This is a genomic window from Phenylobacterium composti DSM 19425, assembly GCF_059568645.1.
The window spans coordinates 117852-132128 of the sequence record NZ_JCANTT010000016.1; the positions used below are offsets into that span (position 1 = coordinate 117852).

Here is a 14277-nt window from a genome sequence, read left to right on the forward strand (position 1 = left end):
GCCCATGACGGACGAGGATTTCATGCGCCGCGCCATCGCTGTGGCGCGAGGCCAGGTCGGCCGCACGGGGGAGAACCCGGCGGTCGGCTGCGTGCTCGTCCGGGACGGTGAGATCGTCGGCGAGGGGGCCACCGGCGACGGAGGCCGCCCTCACGCCGAGGAGGCGGCCTTGGCCCTGGCGGGCGAGCGCGCCCTGGGCGCCACGGCCTATGTCACCCTCGAACCCTGCGGCGAGCGTTCGTCCGGCGCGCCGTCGTGCAGCGAACTCTTGGCCCGGGCGAGGGTCGCGCGGGTGGTGGTGGCCCGCGCCGATCCTTCGGTCTTTGCGGCCGGGCGGGGCGCCGAGCGACTGCGCGCTGCAGGCGTGAGCTTCGATCTCGGGGTGTTGGGGGCTGAGGCAGAGGCGCTCTACGTCGCCTACTCCCCCGCTAAATCGCTGGAAATCCGCCGTTAATTGGTTGCGGTGTAACGTTGTTCGAAGTCGTATCCGGACCCAGGCCCTGATGTCCGTCACCCACGCCCGGAACCTCGTCGTCGCGCGTCCGCCAGGGCGCCGGCGGCCTCGATGATGTCATCTGAGCTGGTCGTCGCGCCCGTTCTCGTTGGCCGCAGGCGGCTCAGCGACGGCGAGCTGGGCCTGCTGCTGGACGCCCATGCCCGCCACCTCGCCGGCCGGGGCGGCAAGCGCCTGTCGCTGCCCTTCGTGGACTTCTCGGGCCTGAACCTCGATGGCCGCGACCTTTCCGGAGCGGATTTCACCGGCTCGGTGTTCGACTTCGCCCGGCTATCGGGCGCGCGGCTGGCCGGGGCCAACCTTTCGGGCTGTGACCTGCGGCAGGCCGACCTGCGCCAGGCGGATCTCTCCAGGGCGAACCTGCGGGGCGCCTGCCTCTCCGGGGCGAACCTCACGGGCGCGGACCTGAGGGAGGCAGACCTGCGGCCGGGCAAGATGGCCAAGCCGCATCCCAGCAAGGGCTTTCCGGCGGTGGTCGAAGAGCCGCGCACGGCGCAGCTCGACGGCGCGATCCTTGCGGGCGCCGTCCTCGACGGGGCGCTGCTCGACGGGGCGTACGGCGCCGGGGCGGACTTCACCGACGCCTCCCTGCGGGAGACTAGGCTCACCGACGCCTGCCTGCGCGGCGCCGTCTTTGTGGAGGCGGTCCTGACCCGGGCCGACGTGGGCGGGGCCGATCTCTCGCAGGCCGACTTCACTCGCGCCGATCTCGGCGTGATGTCGCTGGCCGCGGCGCGCAGGGCCGGCGCCAAGTTTCATCAGGTGCGCGAGCCGCCGGACCGCCCGACAGTGCTCCGCGCCCAGCAGCTCATCGCCAAGGCCCGGGGCCATGACGCCTGGGTCCGCACCGGAGGCAAGGACGGCCGGCCCGCCGTGCTGGACGGCGAGGACCTGCGCCCGGCCCTTGGCGAACTCAAGGGCCTGCGGCTGACGGCCATCAGCGCCAAGAACGCCAGCTTCGCCGGCCTCGACCTGTCCGGCGTGCACCTGCAGGGGGCGAACCTGGAGGGCGCGGACCTGCGGGACGCCAATCTTGCGGGCGCGGACCTGCGCGGCGCCCGGCTGGTGGGGGCGAACCTCACGCGGGCCGACCTCAGCGGGGCCCTCGTGGGCGCGCTGCCCCTGGCGTCGGGGCGGGGCACGCCGGCGAACCTGACCGGCGCCCGGATGCGCTACGCCCGCCTTGCCGAGGCGGACTTCGACGGCGCCCTGATCGACGAGGTGGACGCCCGCGGGTGTCGCCCGCCGCTGCAGCGGCCGCTGGAGCTCTGAGGCCATGAAAAAGGCGGCGCCCTTGCGGACGCCGCCTTCGCTTTTCGGCTGAGAGGCCGGAAGGCCGACCTTAGGCCGCCTTCTCGCCTTCGATCAGCTTCGAGGGGCCGGTGCTGATCTCGATGGTCCGCGGCTTCAGCGCCTCGGGAAGCTCGCGCTTCAGCGAGATCGAGAGCAGGCCGTCGGCGAGATTGGCGTCGGTCACCACCACATAGTCGGCGAGTTGGAACCGGCGCTCGAAATTGCGCTCGGCCAGGCCGCGATGCAGGAACTGCCGGCCCTCGTCGTTGGCGGCCTTGCGGCCCTGGACGGTGAGGAGGTTCTCCTTCACCTCCACATGGAGTTCTTCGGGACGGAAACCCGCCACCGCGATGTCGATGCGGTAGGTGTTCTCGTCGGTCCGCTCGATGTTGTAGGGCGGATAGCCGGTGGCGGCGTCGGCCGCGGCGGTCTCGAGCAGCGAGGCCAGCCGGTCAAAGCCCACGACAGAGCGGTACAGGGGGGAGAAGTCGATCGTACGCATGCGGTCACATCCTTCTTGTCTAAGCAAGGTTGCGATTTGGGTTGGGTGCGCGGCCGGACCTCGAAGAAGCGCCCGTGAGCACACCGGAAGGCCCGGACATCCAGCGCCTTCCGCTCATGGAGGTAGGTGCCGGAAAAGCGCGTTCAAGGCCTTGCGTCGCGGGCTTGGCCACGTAGGGTCTCGCCCGGTGATTTCGACTTGGGAGGGTCATCCGCCATGCTGCGTCCGCTTCTCGCCGCCGCCGTCGTCCTGACGATCGCGGCCCCCGCCGTCGCCGCCGACGCCCAGCTGCAGGCGGCCGTGGCCGGCCCGCAGCGCAGCGAGGCCCACAAGGCGCGCGACGCCCACCGCCATCCGGTGGAGACCCTGACCTTCTGGGGGCTGAAGCCGAAGCAGACGGTGGTCGAGATCAGCCCCGGCACGGGCTACTGGACCGAGATCCTGGCTCCCTATGCCAAGGCCACCGGCGGGACCTACATCGCCACCGCCGCCGACCTCGCCAACCCCCAGATTTCCGAGGCGGCCAAGCAGGCGCGCGCCGCCTTCGAGCAGAAGTACGCGGACGAGGCGACCTTCGGGAAGATCACCTATGTGGGCTTCGGCCCGACCTCGGGCCCGCTCGGCCCGCCGGGCTCGGCCGACATGGTCATCACCGCCCGCAACATCCACAACTGGGCGCCCAATCCGGCCATGCTGGAGAAGGCGATGAAGGACTTCCACGCCGTGCTGAAGCCCGGCGGCGTCCTGGCCGTGGAAGAGCATCGCAAGGATCCCCTGCCCGAAGCGCCCAACTGGTCCGACGGGTACATGTCGGAAGCCACGGTGATCGCCGCCGCCGAGAAGGCCGGCTTCAAGCTCGACGCCCGCTCCGAGATCAACGCCAATCCGAAGGACACCAAGGATCATCCCTTCGGCGTCTGGACCCTGCCGCCCACCCGCCAGAGCGCGCCCCGCGGCCAGCAGCCGGACCCGGCCTTCGACCGGGCCAAGTACGACGCCATCGGCGAGAGCGACCGCATGACGCTCCGCTTTGTGAAGGCCGGCTAAGGGCCTGCGGCTTTGACCCCCGGCGGCGATCCGGCTAAGCCCGGGTCCTGCCGGCTGCCGGGGGGCGGACGACACAGGTTGCAGGGCCGATGATGCTTCTTTCCCGCCGCGCGGTGCTGGCGAGCGCCGCCGCACTCGCCGCCTGCGGGCCGAAACAGCCCGCGCCGTCCGACGGGCAGCCCAAGGCGGCGGCCGCCAATCCGAAGACGCTGGAGGGCGCCGTGGCCGGCGCCTGGCGCCTGCCGGCCGACAAGGCCCGCGATCCCTTCCGCCATCCGGTGGAGAGCCTGAAGTTCTGGGGGCTGAAGCCGGGGGCCACGGTGGTGGAGTTCTGGCCGGGCGCGGGGTGGTACACCGACATCCTCGCACCGTTCCTCGCGGCCACCGGCGGCAAGCTCTATGCAGCCCAGCAGCAGTTGGTCGATCCCAACGACGCCGCCGCCCGGGCCGTCCTGGACGCCTACGCCCAGCGCTTCACCGGCAATCCCAAGCTGTACGGCAAGGTGGAGCTCACCACCTTCGGTCCCACCAGCGGGCCCGTGGCGCCGGCGGGCAGCGCCGACGTCGTGCTGTTCCTGCGCAATCTGCACAACTGGATGGCCGCGGGCATCGCCGAGAAGGCGTTCCGCGACGCCTTCCTGGCTCTGAAGCCGGGCGGCGTCCTGGGGATCGAGGAGCATCGCGCCACCCCGGGCGGCGTGCCGGACCTACTGGCCTCGAACGGCTATGTGGAGCAGGCCTACGCCATCAAGCTTGCCGAGGAGGCGGGCTTCCAACTGGAGGCGACCAGCGAGATCAACGCCAATCCGAAGGACACCAAGGACCATCCCTTCGGCGTCTGGACCCTGCCGCCGGTGCGCCGCACCTCGCCCTTCGGCGAGCCGGCCGACCCGAACTTCGACCGCAGCAAGTACGACGCCATCGGCGAAAGCGACCGGATGACGCTGAAGTTCGTCAAACCCGCAGGCGCTCCCGCGGCCAAGCCTGCCTAGGCGCCGTTGCGCCTCAGGGCCGCATAACGGCGTTCACGGCCCGTTTACACATTTCGCGCGTAAGGCGAAGCTCGGCGGTGAGTCGGGGGTAGCGCGGCGGGGCGCATGGCGACGCTTGAAGAACTGACGGAACGGATTCGCGGCGCGACGGCGGCCAGCGGCGGCTTGTCGCGCACCGTCAAGCTGGACCTGAAGGGCGAGGGGTTCATCCATGTGGCCGGCGCCGAGGTCACCAACGAGGACCTGCCCGCAGACCTGACCGTCCGCATCAGCCGGGCGGACCTCATCGCCCTGGGCAAGCGCGAGCTCGATCCCATGCGCGCCATGATGACGGGCCGCATGAAGCTGTCGGACATGGGGCTGGCGATGAAGCTCCAGCCAGAAATTCAGGCTCTGTTTTCAAAGGCCGTGTAGGCGAGCTCAGATGACAGAGCCCGCGCCCCTTCTCGACATCGCCGAGGATCCGGTTCCCGCCGGCGGCGTGGCCGAGTGGTTCGCCGGCGCCGATGGCGCCCGGCTGCGCGCGGCCCTGTTCCGGCCCGCCGGGCCGGCGCGGGGATCTGTGGTCCTGTCTGGCGGGCGGACCGAGCCGATCGAAAAGTATTTCGAGACCATCCGCGACTTCCTGGAGCGCGGCTTCGTGGTGCTGGCTCATGACTGGCGCGGCCAGGGCCTGTCGGCCCGGGCGCTGCCGGATCGGCTGAAGGGCCATGCCCAGGGTTACGACGCCTTCCTGGATGACTTCCGCCGTCTGCTGGACGCCTTCGAGGATCGGTTGCCCCGGCCCTGGGTGGCGGTGGGGCACTCCATGGGCGGTTGCCTGACCCTGCTGGCCCTGGCCCATGGGGAAAAGCGCTTCTCGGGCGCCGTGCTCTCCGCGCCGATGCTGGGCATCCAGTTCGGCAAGGTTCGGCCGACGATGGCGCGGCTCCTGACCCGGCTCAACATCGCCCTCGGTCGGGCGGGGGCCTATGTGACGGCCCAGGCCTCCGACGAGGCGTTCGAGGGCAACATCCTCACCCACGACCGGCGCCGCTTCATGCGCTACCGGGCCCAGATCGCCGCCATGCCCGAACTGGCGCTCGGCGGGCCGACCTGGGGCTGGCTGGATTTCGCGCTCCGCGCCACCGCCTTCCTCGCCCAGCCCGAGCGGCTGCGGGAGGTGACCATTCCGGTGGAAATCGTCTCGGCGGCCGAGGACCGGCTTGTCGACAACGCCGCCCAGGCCGCGGCGGCCCGCAACCTCCCGCAGGGACGGCTCGAGACCGTTCCCGGCGCCTACCACGAAATCCTGATGGAGACGGACGACATGCGTAACATCTTCCTGAGGGTCTTCGACGCGCTCACCGGCAAGGCTGCGCCGAAGCCCGCCGAGGCCCCCAAGGCCCCTGCGCCGGCCCCGGCTCCGCAGGCGGAAGCGCCCAAGGCCGAGCCCGCCCCCGTCGCCGAGGCGCCGGCCGAGGTCGCTGCGCCGGCTCCGGCCTCGGCGGAACCGGCCCCGAAGGCTGCGGCCGCCAAGAAGCCCGCGGCGAAGAAGGCCGCTGCGACCAAGGCGGCGGCGAAGCCCGCGGCCGTCAAGGCCCCGGCCAAGAAGCCGGCGACCGCCAAGGCTGCAGCGCCGAAGGCCGCGGCCAAGGCTGTGGAGGCCAAGAAGGCGTCGGCCACCACCGCTGCGAAGGCCCCCGCCAAGGCGAAGGCTCCGGCTAAGGCGAAGGCTCCGGCCAAGGCGAAGGCGTCTGCGGCTCCGAAGGCTGCGGCCAAGCCCGCCGCCAAGGCTGCGCCCAAGGCGGCCGCGGCGAAGGCCCCCGCCGCCAAGAAGGCCGCTGCCCCGAAGGCCGCCGCCAAGCCCGCGGCTGCGGCCAAGGCTCCGGCTGCGAAGAAGGCGCCCGCCAAGAGCGCGGCCAGCAAGGCCCCTGCCAAGGCCTGAGGATGAGAGGCGCCTCCGCTCCCGCGGGGGCGCGTCCGTTCAGGCGGCCGAGCGCTTCAGCGCCACCAGGGCCTCGTCGAGGCAGGCCCGGTCGCCGGCGATGACGATCTGCCCGCCGTTCGGGCCCACCGGCCGGCCGCGCCAGTCGGTGACCAGTCCGCCCGCCCCCTCGATCACGGGGATCGCGGCGTCGATGTCCCAGGCCCTCAGCCCGGCCTCGATCACCATGTCCATCGTGCCCGCCGCCACCATGGCGTAGGCGTAGGCGTCGCAGCCCAGCCGGGCGAGGCGGGCGGCGGCGCGCACCTGCGTCCAGGCGCCGAGCTCGGCGCCGGTGAAGCAGGCTTCGGGGTCGGTGGTGGCGATGATGGCGTCGGTCAGCCTGGGGCAGGGGCGCACCTGCAGCGGCCGTTCGCCCGCGGGCGAGATCAGCCGCGAGCCGGCGGACGAGCCGAGATAGATCTCGCCGAGATAGGGCTGGCCGATGGAGCCCAGCACCGGCCGACCCTGATGGCGAAGGCCGATCAGCACGCACCACAGGGGCAGGCCGGCGATGAAGGCCCGGGTGCCGTCCACCGGGTCCAGGACCCAGACGAACTCGGCGTCGGGCCGGTCCTCGCCGTACTCCTCTCCGATGACCCCGTGGTCGGGATAGCGCTCGGCGATGAGGGCGCGGATCGCCCGCTCCGCGCCGCGGTCGGCCTCGGTGACGGGGTCGAAGGCGCGATAGCCCTGGGCGCCCGCCACCCCCTTGTCGATCAGGCCGTGATCGGCGCGGAACAGCGGCAGGATGGCGTCGGCGGCGGCGCGGTTCAGCTCGAGCAGGAAGGCGTCGAGTTCGGCGAGCGTCTCGGGAGCGAGGGACATGGCCACCGCTTTAGCCTGTCTTCGCGCCGATCTTAAGCGCCGGCCGCGGCCTCCAGCTCGGGCGCGGTCTGCAGGTTCATGGCCTTGGCCAACTCCAGGAGTCGCCGGCGCGGCCGCTCGCCGAGGGCGTAATAGGCCTGCAGAAGCTCTTGCGTCTCCTTGCGGGTGAGCACAGCCGCCTCATCCGGCCGCGGCTCGGTCGGCTGACCATCGAGCCCCTCGTAGAAATAGCTCACCGGCGCCTGCAGGGCCTCAGCCAGACGCCACAGCCTCGCCGCCGACATGCGGTTGGCGCCGCACTCGTATTTCTGGATCTGCTGGAAGCGCACGCCGCAAGCGATCGCCAGCTGCTGCTGCGTCAGGCCCAGGAGCTTGCGCCGCCGCCGGAGCTTGCGGCCGAGATGGAGGTCGATCGGATCCATAGGACAGCTCGCGCATCCGCGTCCCGTGTCTCGGTTTGGGACCGTTGCAGCCTTTTCCGGCAAGGCGCGGGCCACTATTGGAGGCCGATGGCCGAGACGCCCACCTTCGCCCAAGACCTGGCCTGGCGGCTGGAGGCCCTTGCCTTCGACGCGGCGGCGGGGCTCGCCCGCCTGTTCCCGATCGATGCGGTGTCCAACTTCGGCGCGTGGCTGTTCCGCACCCTGGGGCCGCTCACCAGCGCGCAGCGGGTGGCCGAGCGCAACTTCCAGATCGCCTTCCCGGAGGCGGCCGACGCCGAGATCGCTGACCTGTTGCGGGCCCAGTGGGAGGAGCTGGGCCGCTGGATCGCCGAGTTCCCGATCCTGGACCGCATCGTCGCCGAGCCGGGACGGATCACCGTGGAGAACCGCGAGCGCCTCCTGGAGATCGCAAACGGGGGCGGGCCGGTGGTGTTTATCTCGGGCCATTTCTCGAACTTCGAGATCATGGCCCGGGCGATTGTCGAGGCCGGCGTGCCCTGTCAGGTCACCTACCGGGCCATGAACAACCCCCATGTGGACGCCCGGGTGAGGCGGAACCGCTTCCGCTACGGAGTGCGGCTGCTCGCGCCCAAGGGGCTGGAAGGGGCCCGCGAGTTGATGCGGGCCCTGGGGCGGGGCGAGTCCGTGGCGCTGATGAATGACCAGAAGTTCAACGGGGGCGTGGCCGCGCCGCTGTTCGGGGTCATGGCCCATACGGCGCCGGGGCCGTCCACCTTCGCCCTAAGGTTCGGCGCGCCGTTGCAGCCGCTGAGCGTCGAGCGCACCGGGCCGGGCGCGCGCTTCAAGGTGATCGTGCACGAGCCGATCTACCTGGAGGACACCGGCGACCGCGAGGCCGACATCGCCGCGGGCGTCCACCGCGTGAACGCCTTCATCGAGGCCCGCATCCGGGCGCGACCGCACGACTGGTTCTGGGTGCATCGGCGCTGGCCGAGCGAGGTCTACAAGCGCTGAGGCGCGAGCCTCAGCCCTGGGTTTCCTTCCAGCGTTGCAGGGCCTCCGCCGGGCCGGCGTAGGCCTCCTGCAGCTCGGCGCTCCAGTAGCGGAGGGCTTCCAGGGGCACCTTCTGGCCGCTGACGGCGCAGATCACATAGCGGCCGGGCTTGAGCACGGCGAAGTCGCCGTCGCCGTAGTGGAGCTTGGCGACATCGCCGCCGGCGGGGTCGTGGGCGTTCATGGTCGCCTATTTAGTCCCTTGGCGCGGTTCAGAACAGGTCGCCCTGTTCCGGGGCCGGCGGCCTGGGCTTCTTCGCCGCGGGCCGGGGGGCGGCGGGGGCGGCCGGGGCCACCGCGCCGGCGCCGTCGATCACCGCCTTGCGTGTGACGCTGTCGCCGAACTTGATCGACACCTCCTCGCCGCTGGCCAGGGCGGCGCCGGCATGGACCAGGCTGCCGTCGGCCCGGGTCACCCGGGCGAAGCCCCGCTGCAGCGGCCGGTCGGGATCGACGCTGGCGTAGAGCTTGCCCAGCGCCTCCAGCCGTTCCGACAGCCGCTCCAGCCGCCGGTCCATGCTGGGCCGTAACCGGGCGGAGAGGGCGTCGAGCCGCTCCTTCTGCACCGCCTGCGGCCGTTTCAGCAGCAGGGGCGAGAGACGCGAGGCCACCCGCACCAGGTCGCGCTCATGAGCGGCGGCGTTGCGCGCCAGGCCCGCCCCCAGCCGGCCCGAGACGATCCCGAACCGCTGGGCGGCCAGTTCAACGAGGTCGGGCACGCGCCGCAGCGCCCGGTCGGCGTGCTGCACCCGGCCCCGGCGGTCCTCCACCATCCGCCCGCCGCAGCGCTGCATCCGGGCGCCATAGTCGAGGACGAGCGCCTTCAGCTCGGCGAGGACGGGCGTGGCCATCTCGGCGGCCGCCGTGGGCGTCGGAGCGCGGCGGTCGGAGACGAAATCGATCAGGGTGGTGTCGGTCTCGTGGCCGACAGCGCTGATCAGCGGGATCGAGCAGGCGGCCACCGTGCGGGCCAGTCCCTCGTCGTTGAAGGGCCAGAGGTCCTCCACGGAGCCGCCGCCGCGGGCGACGATCAGCACGTCGGGGCGCGGCGTCGGGCCGTCCGGATCAAGGGCGCAGAAGCCGCGGATGGCGGCGCTCACCTGAGCGGCGGCGGCGTCGCCCTGCACCACCACGGGCCAGACCACCACATGGCAGGGCCAGCGGTCGCGGATGCGGTGCAGGATGTCGCGGATCACCGCACCAGTGGGGCTGGTGACGACGCCCACCACCGCCGGCATCTCGGGGAGGCGCTTCTTGCGCTCGGGGGCGAACAGCCCCTCGGCGTTGAGCTTGGCCTTGAGCCTTTCCAGCTGGGCCAGGAGGGCGCCGATCCCGGCGGCCTCCATGGTCTCGATGACGATCTGGTAGCGCGACCCCTGCGGATAGGCGGTGATCTTGCCGGTCACCACCACCTCCAGCCCCTGCTCGGGCCGGATGGAGAGGTTGCGGACATTGCCCTTCCAGACCACCCCGTCGATGGCGGCCTTGTCGTCCTTCAGCGTCAGATAGACGTGGCCGTTGGAGTGATGCGTGACCTTGGAGAGCTCGCCCCGCAGCCGCACGAAGCCGTAGGCGTCCTCCAGGGTGCGCTTGAGGGCGAACGCCAGCTCCGAGACGGAATACGGCCTGGCATTGCTGCTCGGATCGGAGTTCGTCGCCGCTTCGCTCATGGGCCCTATCTAGCCGCCTTGCCCGCCGGCGCGAAGCGTGCGGCAGGTCCGAAAACCGAAAGGGGCGCGTCCAGGCCCTGCGGGCGATACGCACCCGGCGGCGTGGACGCGCCCCCCCATCCCCAACGGATCGGTCAGGCCGCTTGCGCGGATTTCGTCAGATGTAGCGGCGCAGGCTGCGGGCCAGCTCGGCGGCGCTGGCCTTCTTCTTGGTCTGCGCGGGCTGATAGGCCACCTGCGCATGCTCGTGGCAGTAGGGGCCGTTCTCTTCCGAACGGCGGCCGCAGAAGGTGAAGGTGTCCAGGGCCGGATCGCCGATCGGCCACTTGCACATGTGGGTGCCCAGGGTCAGCACCGTGGCCATGCCCGGGGCCTCGTCCACGTAGCGCACCGGCGCAGGCGCCGGGGCCGCCGCGGCCACCGGGACCGGCTCGGCGATGCGGCGCGGGGCCGACGGCGCCGCCGGGGCGACGCGCGCCGGGCGCGGGGCCTTGAAGACCGTGCGCTGCGGCTTGGAGGGCGCGGCCCGGCCTGACAGGCCGAGGCGGTGCACCTTGCCGATGACGGCGTTACGGGTGACGCCGCCCAGCTGCTTGGCGATCTGGCTGGCCGAGAGGCCGTCCTGCCAGAGCTTCTTCAGAAGTTCGACCCGCTCGTCCGTCCAGCCCATATCCACCTCCCACCCAGAGGGTTGCGAGGGCTCCCCAGCCCTCGGGATTCAACATCTTGTGGCGCCCGGCGTCCTCGCCGCTCACCAGCCACTATCAGTAGTAAACAACTCCTAAAGAGCCACAATAGGCGCCATGCCTCTCATCCACAGGAACTAGATGTTGGGTCAAAATGGCGCGACTGCGTTCTTCCAGAGCGCGGCCGCGCCCGGCGGCCGCCCGGGCTTGCGGCGCGCGCCCGCCGGGCGCACATGATGCGGCCATGCGAGACCTGCCTCCCGATGCCGAAGTCGTCCTGCCGCCCGCCCCGCGCGCCTATCCGGGGGTCAATTGGGAGGGGCTGAAGACCCTCTACCTCCGGGAGGTCCGGCGCTTCATCAAGGTCGGGATGCAGACCCTGGCCGCGCCGGTGGTGACGGCCCTGCTGTACATGCTGGTGTTCGTGGTGGCCGTGGGCGGCGGCCGCGAGGTCCACGGCGTGGACTACGGGACTTTCGTGGCTCCCGGCCTGGTGATGATGCAGATCCTCTCCAACGCCTTCGCCAACTCGTCCTCGTCGCTGCTGCAGGCGAAGTTCAACGGCCTCATGGGGGACTTCCTGACCCCGCCGCTGACCCCGGCCGAGCACGTGGCCGGCTTCGGGGCCGGGGCGGCGACCCGCGGGGTGCTCGTGGGCGCGGTCAGCCTGCTGGCGGTGTTGCCCTTCGCGCGCCTTCCGGTCTCGCAGCCCTGGGCGATCCTCTATTTCGGCCTGGGCGCGGCCCTGATCATGGGCTTCGTGGGCATCATGGCCGGGCTGTGGGCCGAGAAGTTCGACCACATGGCGGCGGTGACCAACTTCGTCATCATGCCGATGACCTTCCTGTCGGGCACCTTCTACTTGGTGGAGCGCCTGCCGGAGCCGTTCCGCACGGCCAGCCACTACAATCCCTTCTTCTATCTGATCGACGGCTTCCGTTACGGCTTTGTTGGCCAGGCCGAGAGCAACCTGATGGTGGGGGTGGTGATGACCGCCGCGCTCGTGCTCGCCACCGGCTGGGCCTGCCTGCGGCTGTTCACGGTGGGCTACAAGATCAAGACCTGAGCAGCTGGCCGGGCGTCATCCCCAGGAGCCGCCGCATCCAGCGGGCGAGGTGGCTCTGGTGGGCGAAGCCGGACTCCAGGGCGGCCTCGGCGACGCTGGTCCGGCGATCGAGGATCAGCGCGCGGGCCCGGAGCACGCGACGCTCCATGACATAGGCGTGCACCGACTGGCCCATGGTGCGGCGGAAGAGGCTGGTGAGGTGTGGGACGCTGATCCCCGCTACCCTGGCGATCTCCGCTAGCGTCAGCTCCCCGTCCAGCCGGGTCTCTACATATTCGACGATGCGCCGCAGCTGCGGCTTGGAGAGCACCTGGCGCGCGGGCGCCCGGGGGCCGAAGTCGTGCAGCAGCCGAACGGCCAGGGCCGAGGCCAGGCTGTCGGCATAGAGCCGTCCCGCCGGCGCGGGCGCGTCGAGCTCGGCCATGACTGCGCCCACGAGGTGCTGGATCAGCGGATCGCGCGCGCCGAGCTTGGGCGCCAGGGCCGCGGAACCCCGGATCTCCAGGGCCTCGGCCGTCTGCGAGACCAGGTCGGGGGCGAGCCGGACGGCGACCATGTCCGTCGCCTCGTCATCTTCCCAGGATCCGCTCGCGCCGGCGGGGATCATGTCGAAGTCGGCAGGGGTGAGCACCCGCCGCTGTCGCAGGCCCTCGCTGGCGCATTCCGCCGTCACCCCGCCGGTCAGGTAGAAGAGCAGCCGATGGGCGCTGTCCGCGCCCCCGTCGTGACGCCCAGGACTGGCGCGTATGCGCCGCGCGGCCAGGCCGCCCCACTGGCGGGTCTCGCCGTGCTCCAGGAATGGCGACGGCACATGGGCAAACCGGGCTGGGGCAAACCCCACTGGGGAAAACCGGACTGGATAGTTCATCGCTCGCCTCGGCCTTGAGCGAGCGCCCATTTCGCCGGGAAGTCAAAACGCCGTCGCGGCGAGGGGGCCTGTCATCATCGGATCGTGCTCAATCGTGGCGGAACGTGCGCGACGCTCGGCGGCGTAGTCGCAAACCTCCCGGACCAGATCGGGAGGACACCGCAAGATGGCCATCGTCATCCTCGCGCCGGCGACGCCGGCCCCTCGCCTAACCCTGACCCGACTGAGCGCCGCGGCGCTCGGCGGCGGCGCTGTCGACCTCGTGTACGCCACGGTCGTGGGCGCAGCGTCGGGCCGTTCATTCCAGAGGGTGTGGCAGGGCGTAGCTTCGGGCTGGCTCGGCCGGTCCGCCCTGGACCTGGGCTGGGCTTCGGCGGCCCTCGGCCTCGCCACGCACTTCGGCATCGCCCTGGCCATGGCCGGCGGTCTCGCCCTGGTGGGGGCCAAGGCGCTTGGCGTCTATCGGCGGCCCTGGGTCTTCGGCCTGCTCTATGGCCTTGTCCTCTACGCGGTGATGTATGGGATCGTCCTGCCGTTGCGCTGGCCGGAGGCGTTCCCGCGCTGGAGCGGCTTCGTCTCGCTGGCCGACGTCCTGGCCCATGTCGGGGTGGGCCTGGCGATGATGTTCATCCTGCGCGGCCGGGTGCGGGCTGAGTGGGCGCGGGCGGAATGAGCGCCGCCGCTCTGCAATTCGCGCCGTCGGCGCGGCGCAACGGCGTCGCGGGCGCAAGCCACCTTCTGGCCTCGGCCGAGCGGCTCTACCAGCAGCTCATGGCCGGGCTCGAGGTCTGGGGGAGCGCCCACGGCCCCTGGGATCGGCGCGGGACGGCCAAGCTGATCGCCGTCGTCGCCTTGGCGCTGGAGAGCCGCAGGCTGGTCCGCCGCCCCCGGGCCATACTGATCGCGGCCGAGGTGGTGGGCCGCGCCCGGGACATGACCTATGGCGCGCGGAAGAAGGCGGCCTCCGAGGCCCGGGCGCTGGTGATCTATGCGCTGGGCGAGGGCGAAGATGTTCTGCCCGCCGCCGATGACGACGCCGAGCTTCTGGAGCAGCTGGACGCCCTGTTCGCGCCCCTGAGCCTGCAGGACGCCCTGGCGGCGCGGGCCGTGGAGCACGCGGGTGCGCGGGGCGGGCGCCCGCCCCGCACCGCCAGCGAGGTCTGCGCCGAACTGCGACGGCTGATGGCCTTGGCCGATGCGGGCGATGCGGCCGCCTTCACAGAACTCCTGGCGGTGAGCCGCCAGATCCAGGCGTGGACGGTGAACGTCCTGGGGCGCGTCGCGAGGCGCTAGAGGAGTTCTAATCCATATAGTATATCCGTAGAAACTATATTTATGGGATTTCGCCGTAACCAATCGTAACCTGTGTATCCGATCTACGACAACTT

The 14277-nt window shown here is 71.3% G+C and carries 17 protein-coding genes; 10 read left to right on the forward strand and 7 right to left on the reverse strand.

What is annotated here, in order from left to right:
- Nucleotides 1-4: 4 nt before the first annotated feature.
- On the forward strand, nt 5-454 hold the full coding sequence (locus BO64_RS12220; RefSeq protein ID WP_496403583.1) for a riboflavin biosynthesis protein RibD: 450 nt from the start codon (nt 5-7) through the stop codon (nt 452-454).
- A 111-nt stretch (nt 455-565) separates the two neighbouring features.
- The gene (locus BO64_RS12225; protein ID WP_496403584.1) at nt 566-1786 is read left to right on the forward strand and encodes a pentapeptide repeat-containing protein; all 1221 of its coding nucleotides are present in this window, start codon (nt 566-568) and stop codon (nt 1784-1786) included.
- A 70-nt stretch (nt 1787-1856) separates the two neighbouring features.
- Here BO64_RS12225 and BO64_RS12230 read toward each other — a convergent pair whose 3' ends face one another.
- Nucleotides 1857-2309, reverse strand: coding sequence for an Hsp20 family protein (locus BO64_RS12230; protein WP_496403585.1), 453 nt, complete (start codon nt 2307-2309; stop codon nt 1857-1859).
- Between the two features lie 216 nt (nt 2310-2525).
- Here BO64_RS12230 and BO64_RS12235 point away from each other — a divergent pair, with 216 nt between their 5' ends.
- The 4 genes from BO64_RS12235 to BO64_RS12250 all read left to right on the forward strand — a co-directional run bounded on the left by BO64_RS12235 (nt 2526) and on the right by BO64_RS12250 (nt 6275).
- Nucleotides 2526-3356 (forward strand): class I SAM-dependent methyltransferase, encoded by an 831-nt coding sequence (locus BO64_RS12235; protein WP_496403586.1) that lies wholly within the window; start codon nt 2526-2528, stop codon nt 3354-3356.
- Between the two features lie 89 nt (nt 3357-3445).
- A complete protein-coding gene (locus BO64_RS12240) occupies nt 3446-4348 on the forward strand; it encodes a class I SAM-dependent methyltransferase (RefSeq protein ID WP_496403587.1) in 903 nt (300 codons plus the stop codon).
- Nucleotides 4349-4453: 105 nt separating this feature from the next.
- Nucleotides 4454-4762, forward strand: a complete 309-nt coding sequence (locus tag BO64_RS12245; RefSeq protein WP_496403588.1) for an SCP2 sterol-binding domain-containing protein — start codon at nt 4454-4456, stop codon at nt 4760-4762.
- Between the two features lie 10 nt (nt 4763-4772).
- Nucleotides 4773-6275, forward strand: coding sequence for an alpha/beta fold hydrolase (locus tag BO64_RS12250; RefSeq protein WP_496403589.1), 1503 nt, complete (start codon nt 4773-4775; stop codon nt 6273-6275).
- Between the two features lie 39 nt (nt 6276-6314).
- Here BO64_RS12250 and hisN read toward each other — a convergent pair whose 3' ends face one another.
- Nucleotides 6315-7142 carry a histidinol-phosphatase gene (hisN, locus tag BO64_RS12255; RefSeq protein WP_496403590.1) on the reverse strand — a complete coding sequence of 276 codons (828 nt, stop codon included), beginning with the start codon at nt 7140-7142 and terminating at the stop codon, nt 6315-6317.
- A gap of 32 nt (nt 7143-7174) precedes the next feature.
- Nucleotides 7175-7564: a helix-turn-helix domain-containing protein gene (locus BO64_RS12260; protein WP_496403591.1), complete on the reverse strand. Its 390-nt coding sequence runs from the start codon at nt 7562-7564 to the stop codon at nt 7175-7177.
- Between the two features lie 87 nt (nt 7565-7651).
- Here BO64_RS12260 and BO64_RS12265 point away from each other — a divergent pair, with 87 nt between their 5' ends.
- Complete coding sequence (locus BO64_RS12265) at nt 7652-8560, forward strand: lysophospholipid acyltransferase family protein (protein WP_496403592.1); 909 nt, start codon at nt 7652-7654, stop codon at nt 8558-8560.
- A 10-nt stretch (nt 8561-8570) separates the two neighbouring features.
- Here BO64_RS12265 and BO64_RS12270 read toward each other — a convergent pair whose 3' ends face one another.
- The 3 genes from BO64_RS12270 to gcrA all read right to left on the reverse strand — a co-directional run bounded on the left by BO64_RS12270 (nt 8571) and on the right by gcrA (nt 10939).
- The gene (locus BO64_RS12270) at nt 8571-8783 is read right to left on the reverse strand and encodes a DUF2093 domain-containing protein (RefSeq protein ID WP_496403593.1); all 213 of its coding nucleotides are present in this window, start codon (nt 8781-8783) and stop codon (nt 8571-8573) included.
- Between the two features lie 28 nt (nt 8784-8811).
- Nucleotides 8812-10269 carry an exodeoxyribonuclease VII large subunit gene (xseA, locus tag BO64_RS12275; protein ID WP_496403594.1) on the reverse strand — a complete coding sequence of 486 codons (1458 nt, stop codon included), beginning with the start codon at nt 10267-10269 and terminating at the stop codon, nt 8812-8814.
- A 157-nt stretch (nt 10270-10426) separates the two neighbouring features.
- Nucleotides 10427-10939 carry a cell cycle sigma 70 cofactor GcrA gene (gcrA, locus tag BO64_RS12280; RefSeq protein ID WP_496403595.1) on the reverse strand — a complete coding sequence of 171 codons (513 nt, stop codon included), beginning with the start codon at nt 10937-10939 and terminating at the stop codon, nt 10427-10429.
- A 260-nt stretch (nt 10940-11199) separates the two neighbouring features.
- Here gcrA and BO64_RS12285 point away from each other — a divergent pair, with 260 nt between their 5' ends.
- Nucleotides 11200-12021, forward strand: a complete 822-nt coding sequence (locus BO64_RS12285) for an ABC transporter permease (RefSeq protein ID WP_496403596.1) — start codon at nt 11200-11202, stop codon at nt 12019-12021.
- Here BO64_RS12285 and BO64_RS12290 read toward each other — a convergent pair.
- Nucleotides 12011-12832 (reverse strand): helix-turn-helix transcriptional regulator, encoded by an 822-nt coding sequence (locus BO64_RS12290; protein ID WP_496403597.1) that lies wholly within the window; start codon nt 12830-12832, stop codon nt 12011-12013. The two genes, BO64_RS12285 and BO64_RS12290, sit on opposite strands and share 11 nt — an antisense overlap.
- Nucleotides 12833-13055: 223 nt before the next feature.
- Here BO64_RS12290 and BO64_RS12295 point away from each other — a divergent pair, with 223 nt between their 5' ends.
- Both BO64_RS12295 and BO64_RS12300 read left to right on the forward strand, forming a co-directional pair.
- Nucleotides 13056-13562, forward strand: a complete 507-nt coding sequence (locus tag BO64_RS12295; RefSeq protein ID WP_496403598.1) for a hypothetical protein — start codon at nt 13056-13058, stop codon at nt 13560-13562.
- Nucleotides 13559-14182, forward strand: a complete 624-nt coding sequence (locus BO64_RS12300) for a hypothetical protein (RefSeq protein ID WP_496403599.1) — start codon at nt 13559-13561, stop codon at nt 14180-14182. The genes BO64_RS12295 and BO64_RS12300 overlap by 4 nt, the downstream gene beginning before the upstream one ends.
- Nucleotides 14183-14277 lie beyond the last annotated feature (95 nt).

Coding starts and splice junctions, on each gene's coding strand:
- BO64_RS12240 (WP_496403587.1), top strand. CDS start 3,446: ATGATGCTTCTTTCCCGCCGCGCGGTGCTGGCGAGCGCCGCCGCACTC.
- BO64_RS12245 (WP_496403588.1), top strand. CDS start 4,454: ATGGCGACGCTTGAAGAACTGACGGAACGGATTCGCGGCGCGACGGCG.
- BO64_RS12235 (WP_496403586.1), top strand. CDS start 2,526: ATGCTGCGTCCGCTTCTCGCCGCCGCCGTCGTCCTGACGATCGCGGCC.
- BO64_RS12300 (WP_496403599.1), top strand. CDS start 13,559: ATGAGCGCCGCCGCTCTGCAATTCGCGCCGTCGGCGCGGCGCAACGGC.
- BO64_RS12250 (WP_496403589.1), top strand. CDS start 4,773: ATGACAGAGCCCGCGCCCCTTCTCGACATCGCCGAGGATCCGGTTCCC.
- BO64_RS12265 (WP_496403592.1), top strand. CDS start 7,652: ATGGCCGAGACGCCCACCTTCGCCCAAGACCTGGCCTGGCGGCTGGAG.
- BO64_RS12295 (WP_496403598.1), top strand. CDS start 13,056: ATGGCCATCGTCATCCTCGCGCCGGCGACGCCGGCCCCTCGCCTAACC.
- BO64_RS12220 (WP_496403583.1), top strand. CDS start 5: ATGACGGACGAGGATTTCATGCGCCGCGCCATCGCTGTGGCGCGAGGC.
- BO64_RS12230 (WP_496403585.1), bottom strand. CDS start 2,309: ATGCGTACGATCGACTTCTCCCCCCTGTACCGCTCTGTCGTGGGCTTT.
- gcrA (WP_496403595.1), bottom strand. CDS start 10,939: ATGGGCTGGACGGACGAGCGGGTCGAACTTCTGAAGAAGCTCTGGCAG.
- hisN (WP_496403590.1), bottom strand. CDS start 7,142: ATGTCCCTCGCTCCCGAGACGCTCGCCGAACTCGACGCCTTCCTGCTC.
- BO64_RS12285 (WP_496403596.1), top strand. CDS start 11,200: ATGCGAGACCTGCCTCCCGATGCCGAAGTCGTCCTGCCGCCCGCCCCG.
- xseA (WP_496403594.1), bottom strand. CDS start 10,269: ATGAGCGAAGCGGCGACGAACTCCGATCCGAGCAGCAATGCCAGGCCG.
- BO64_RS12270 (WP_496403593.1), bottom strand. CDS start 8,783: ATGAACGCCCACGACCCCGCCGGCGGCGATGTCGCCAAGCTCCACTAC.
- BO64_RS12225 (WP_496403584.1), top strand. CDS start 566: ATGATGTCATCTGAGCTGGTCGTCGCGCCCGTTCTCGTTGGCCGCAGG.
- BO64_RS12260 (WP_496403591.1), bottom strand. CDS start 7,564: ATGGATCCGATCGACCTCCATCTCGGCCGCAAGCTCCGGCGGCGGCGC.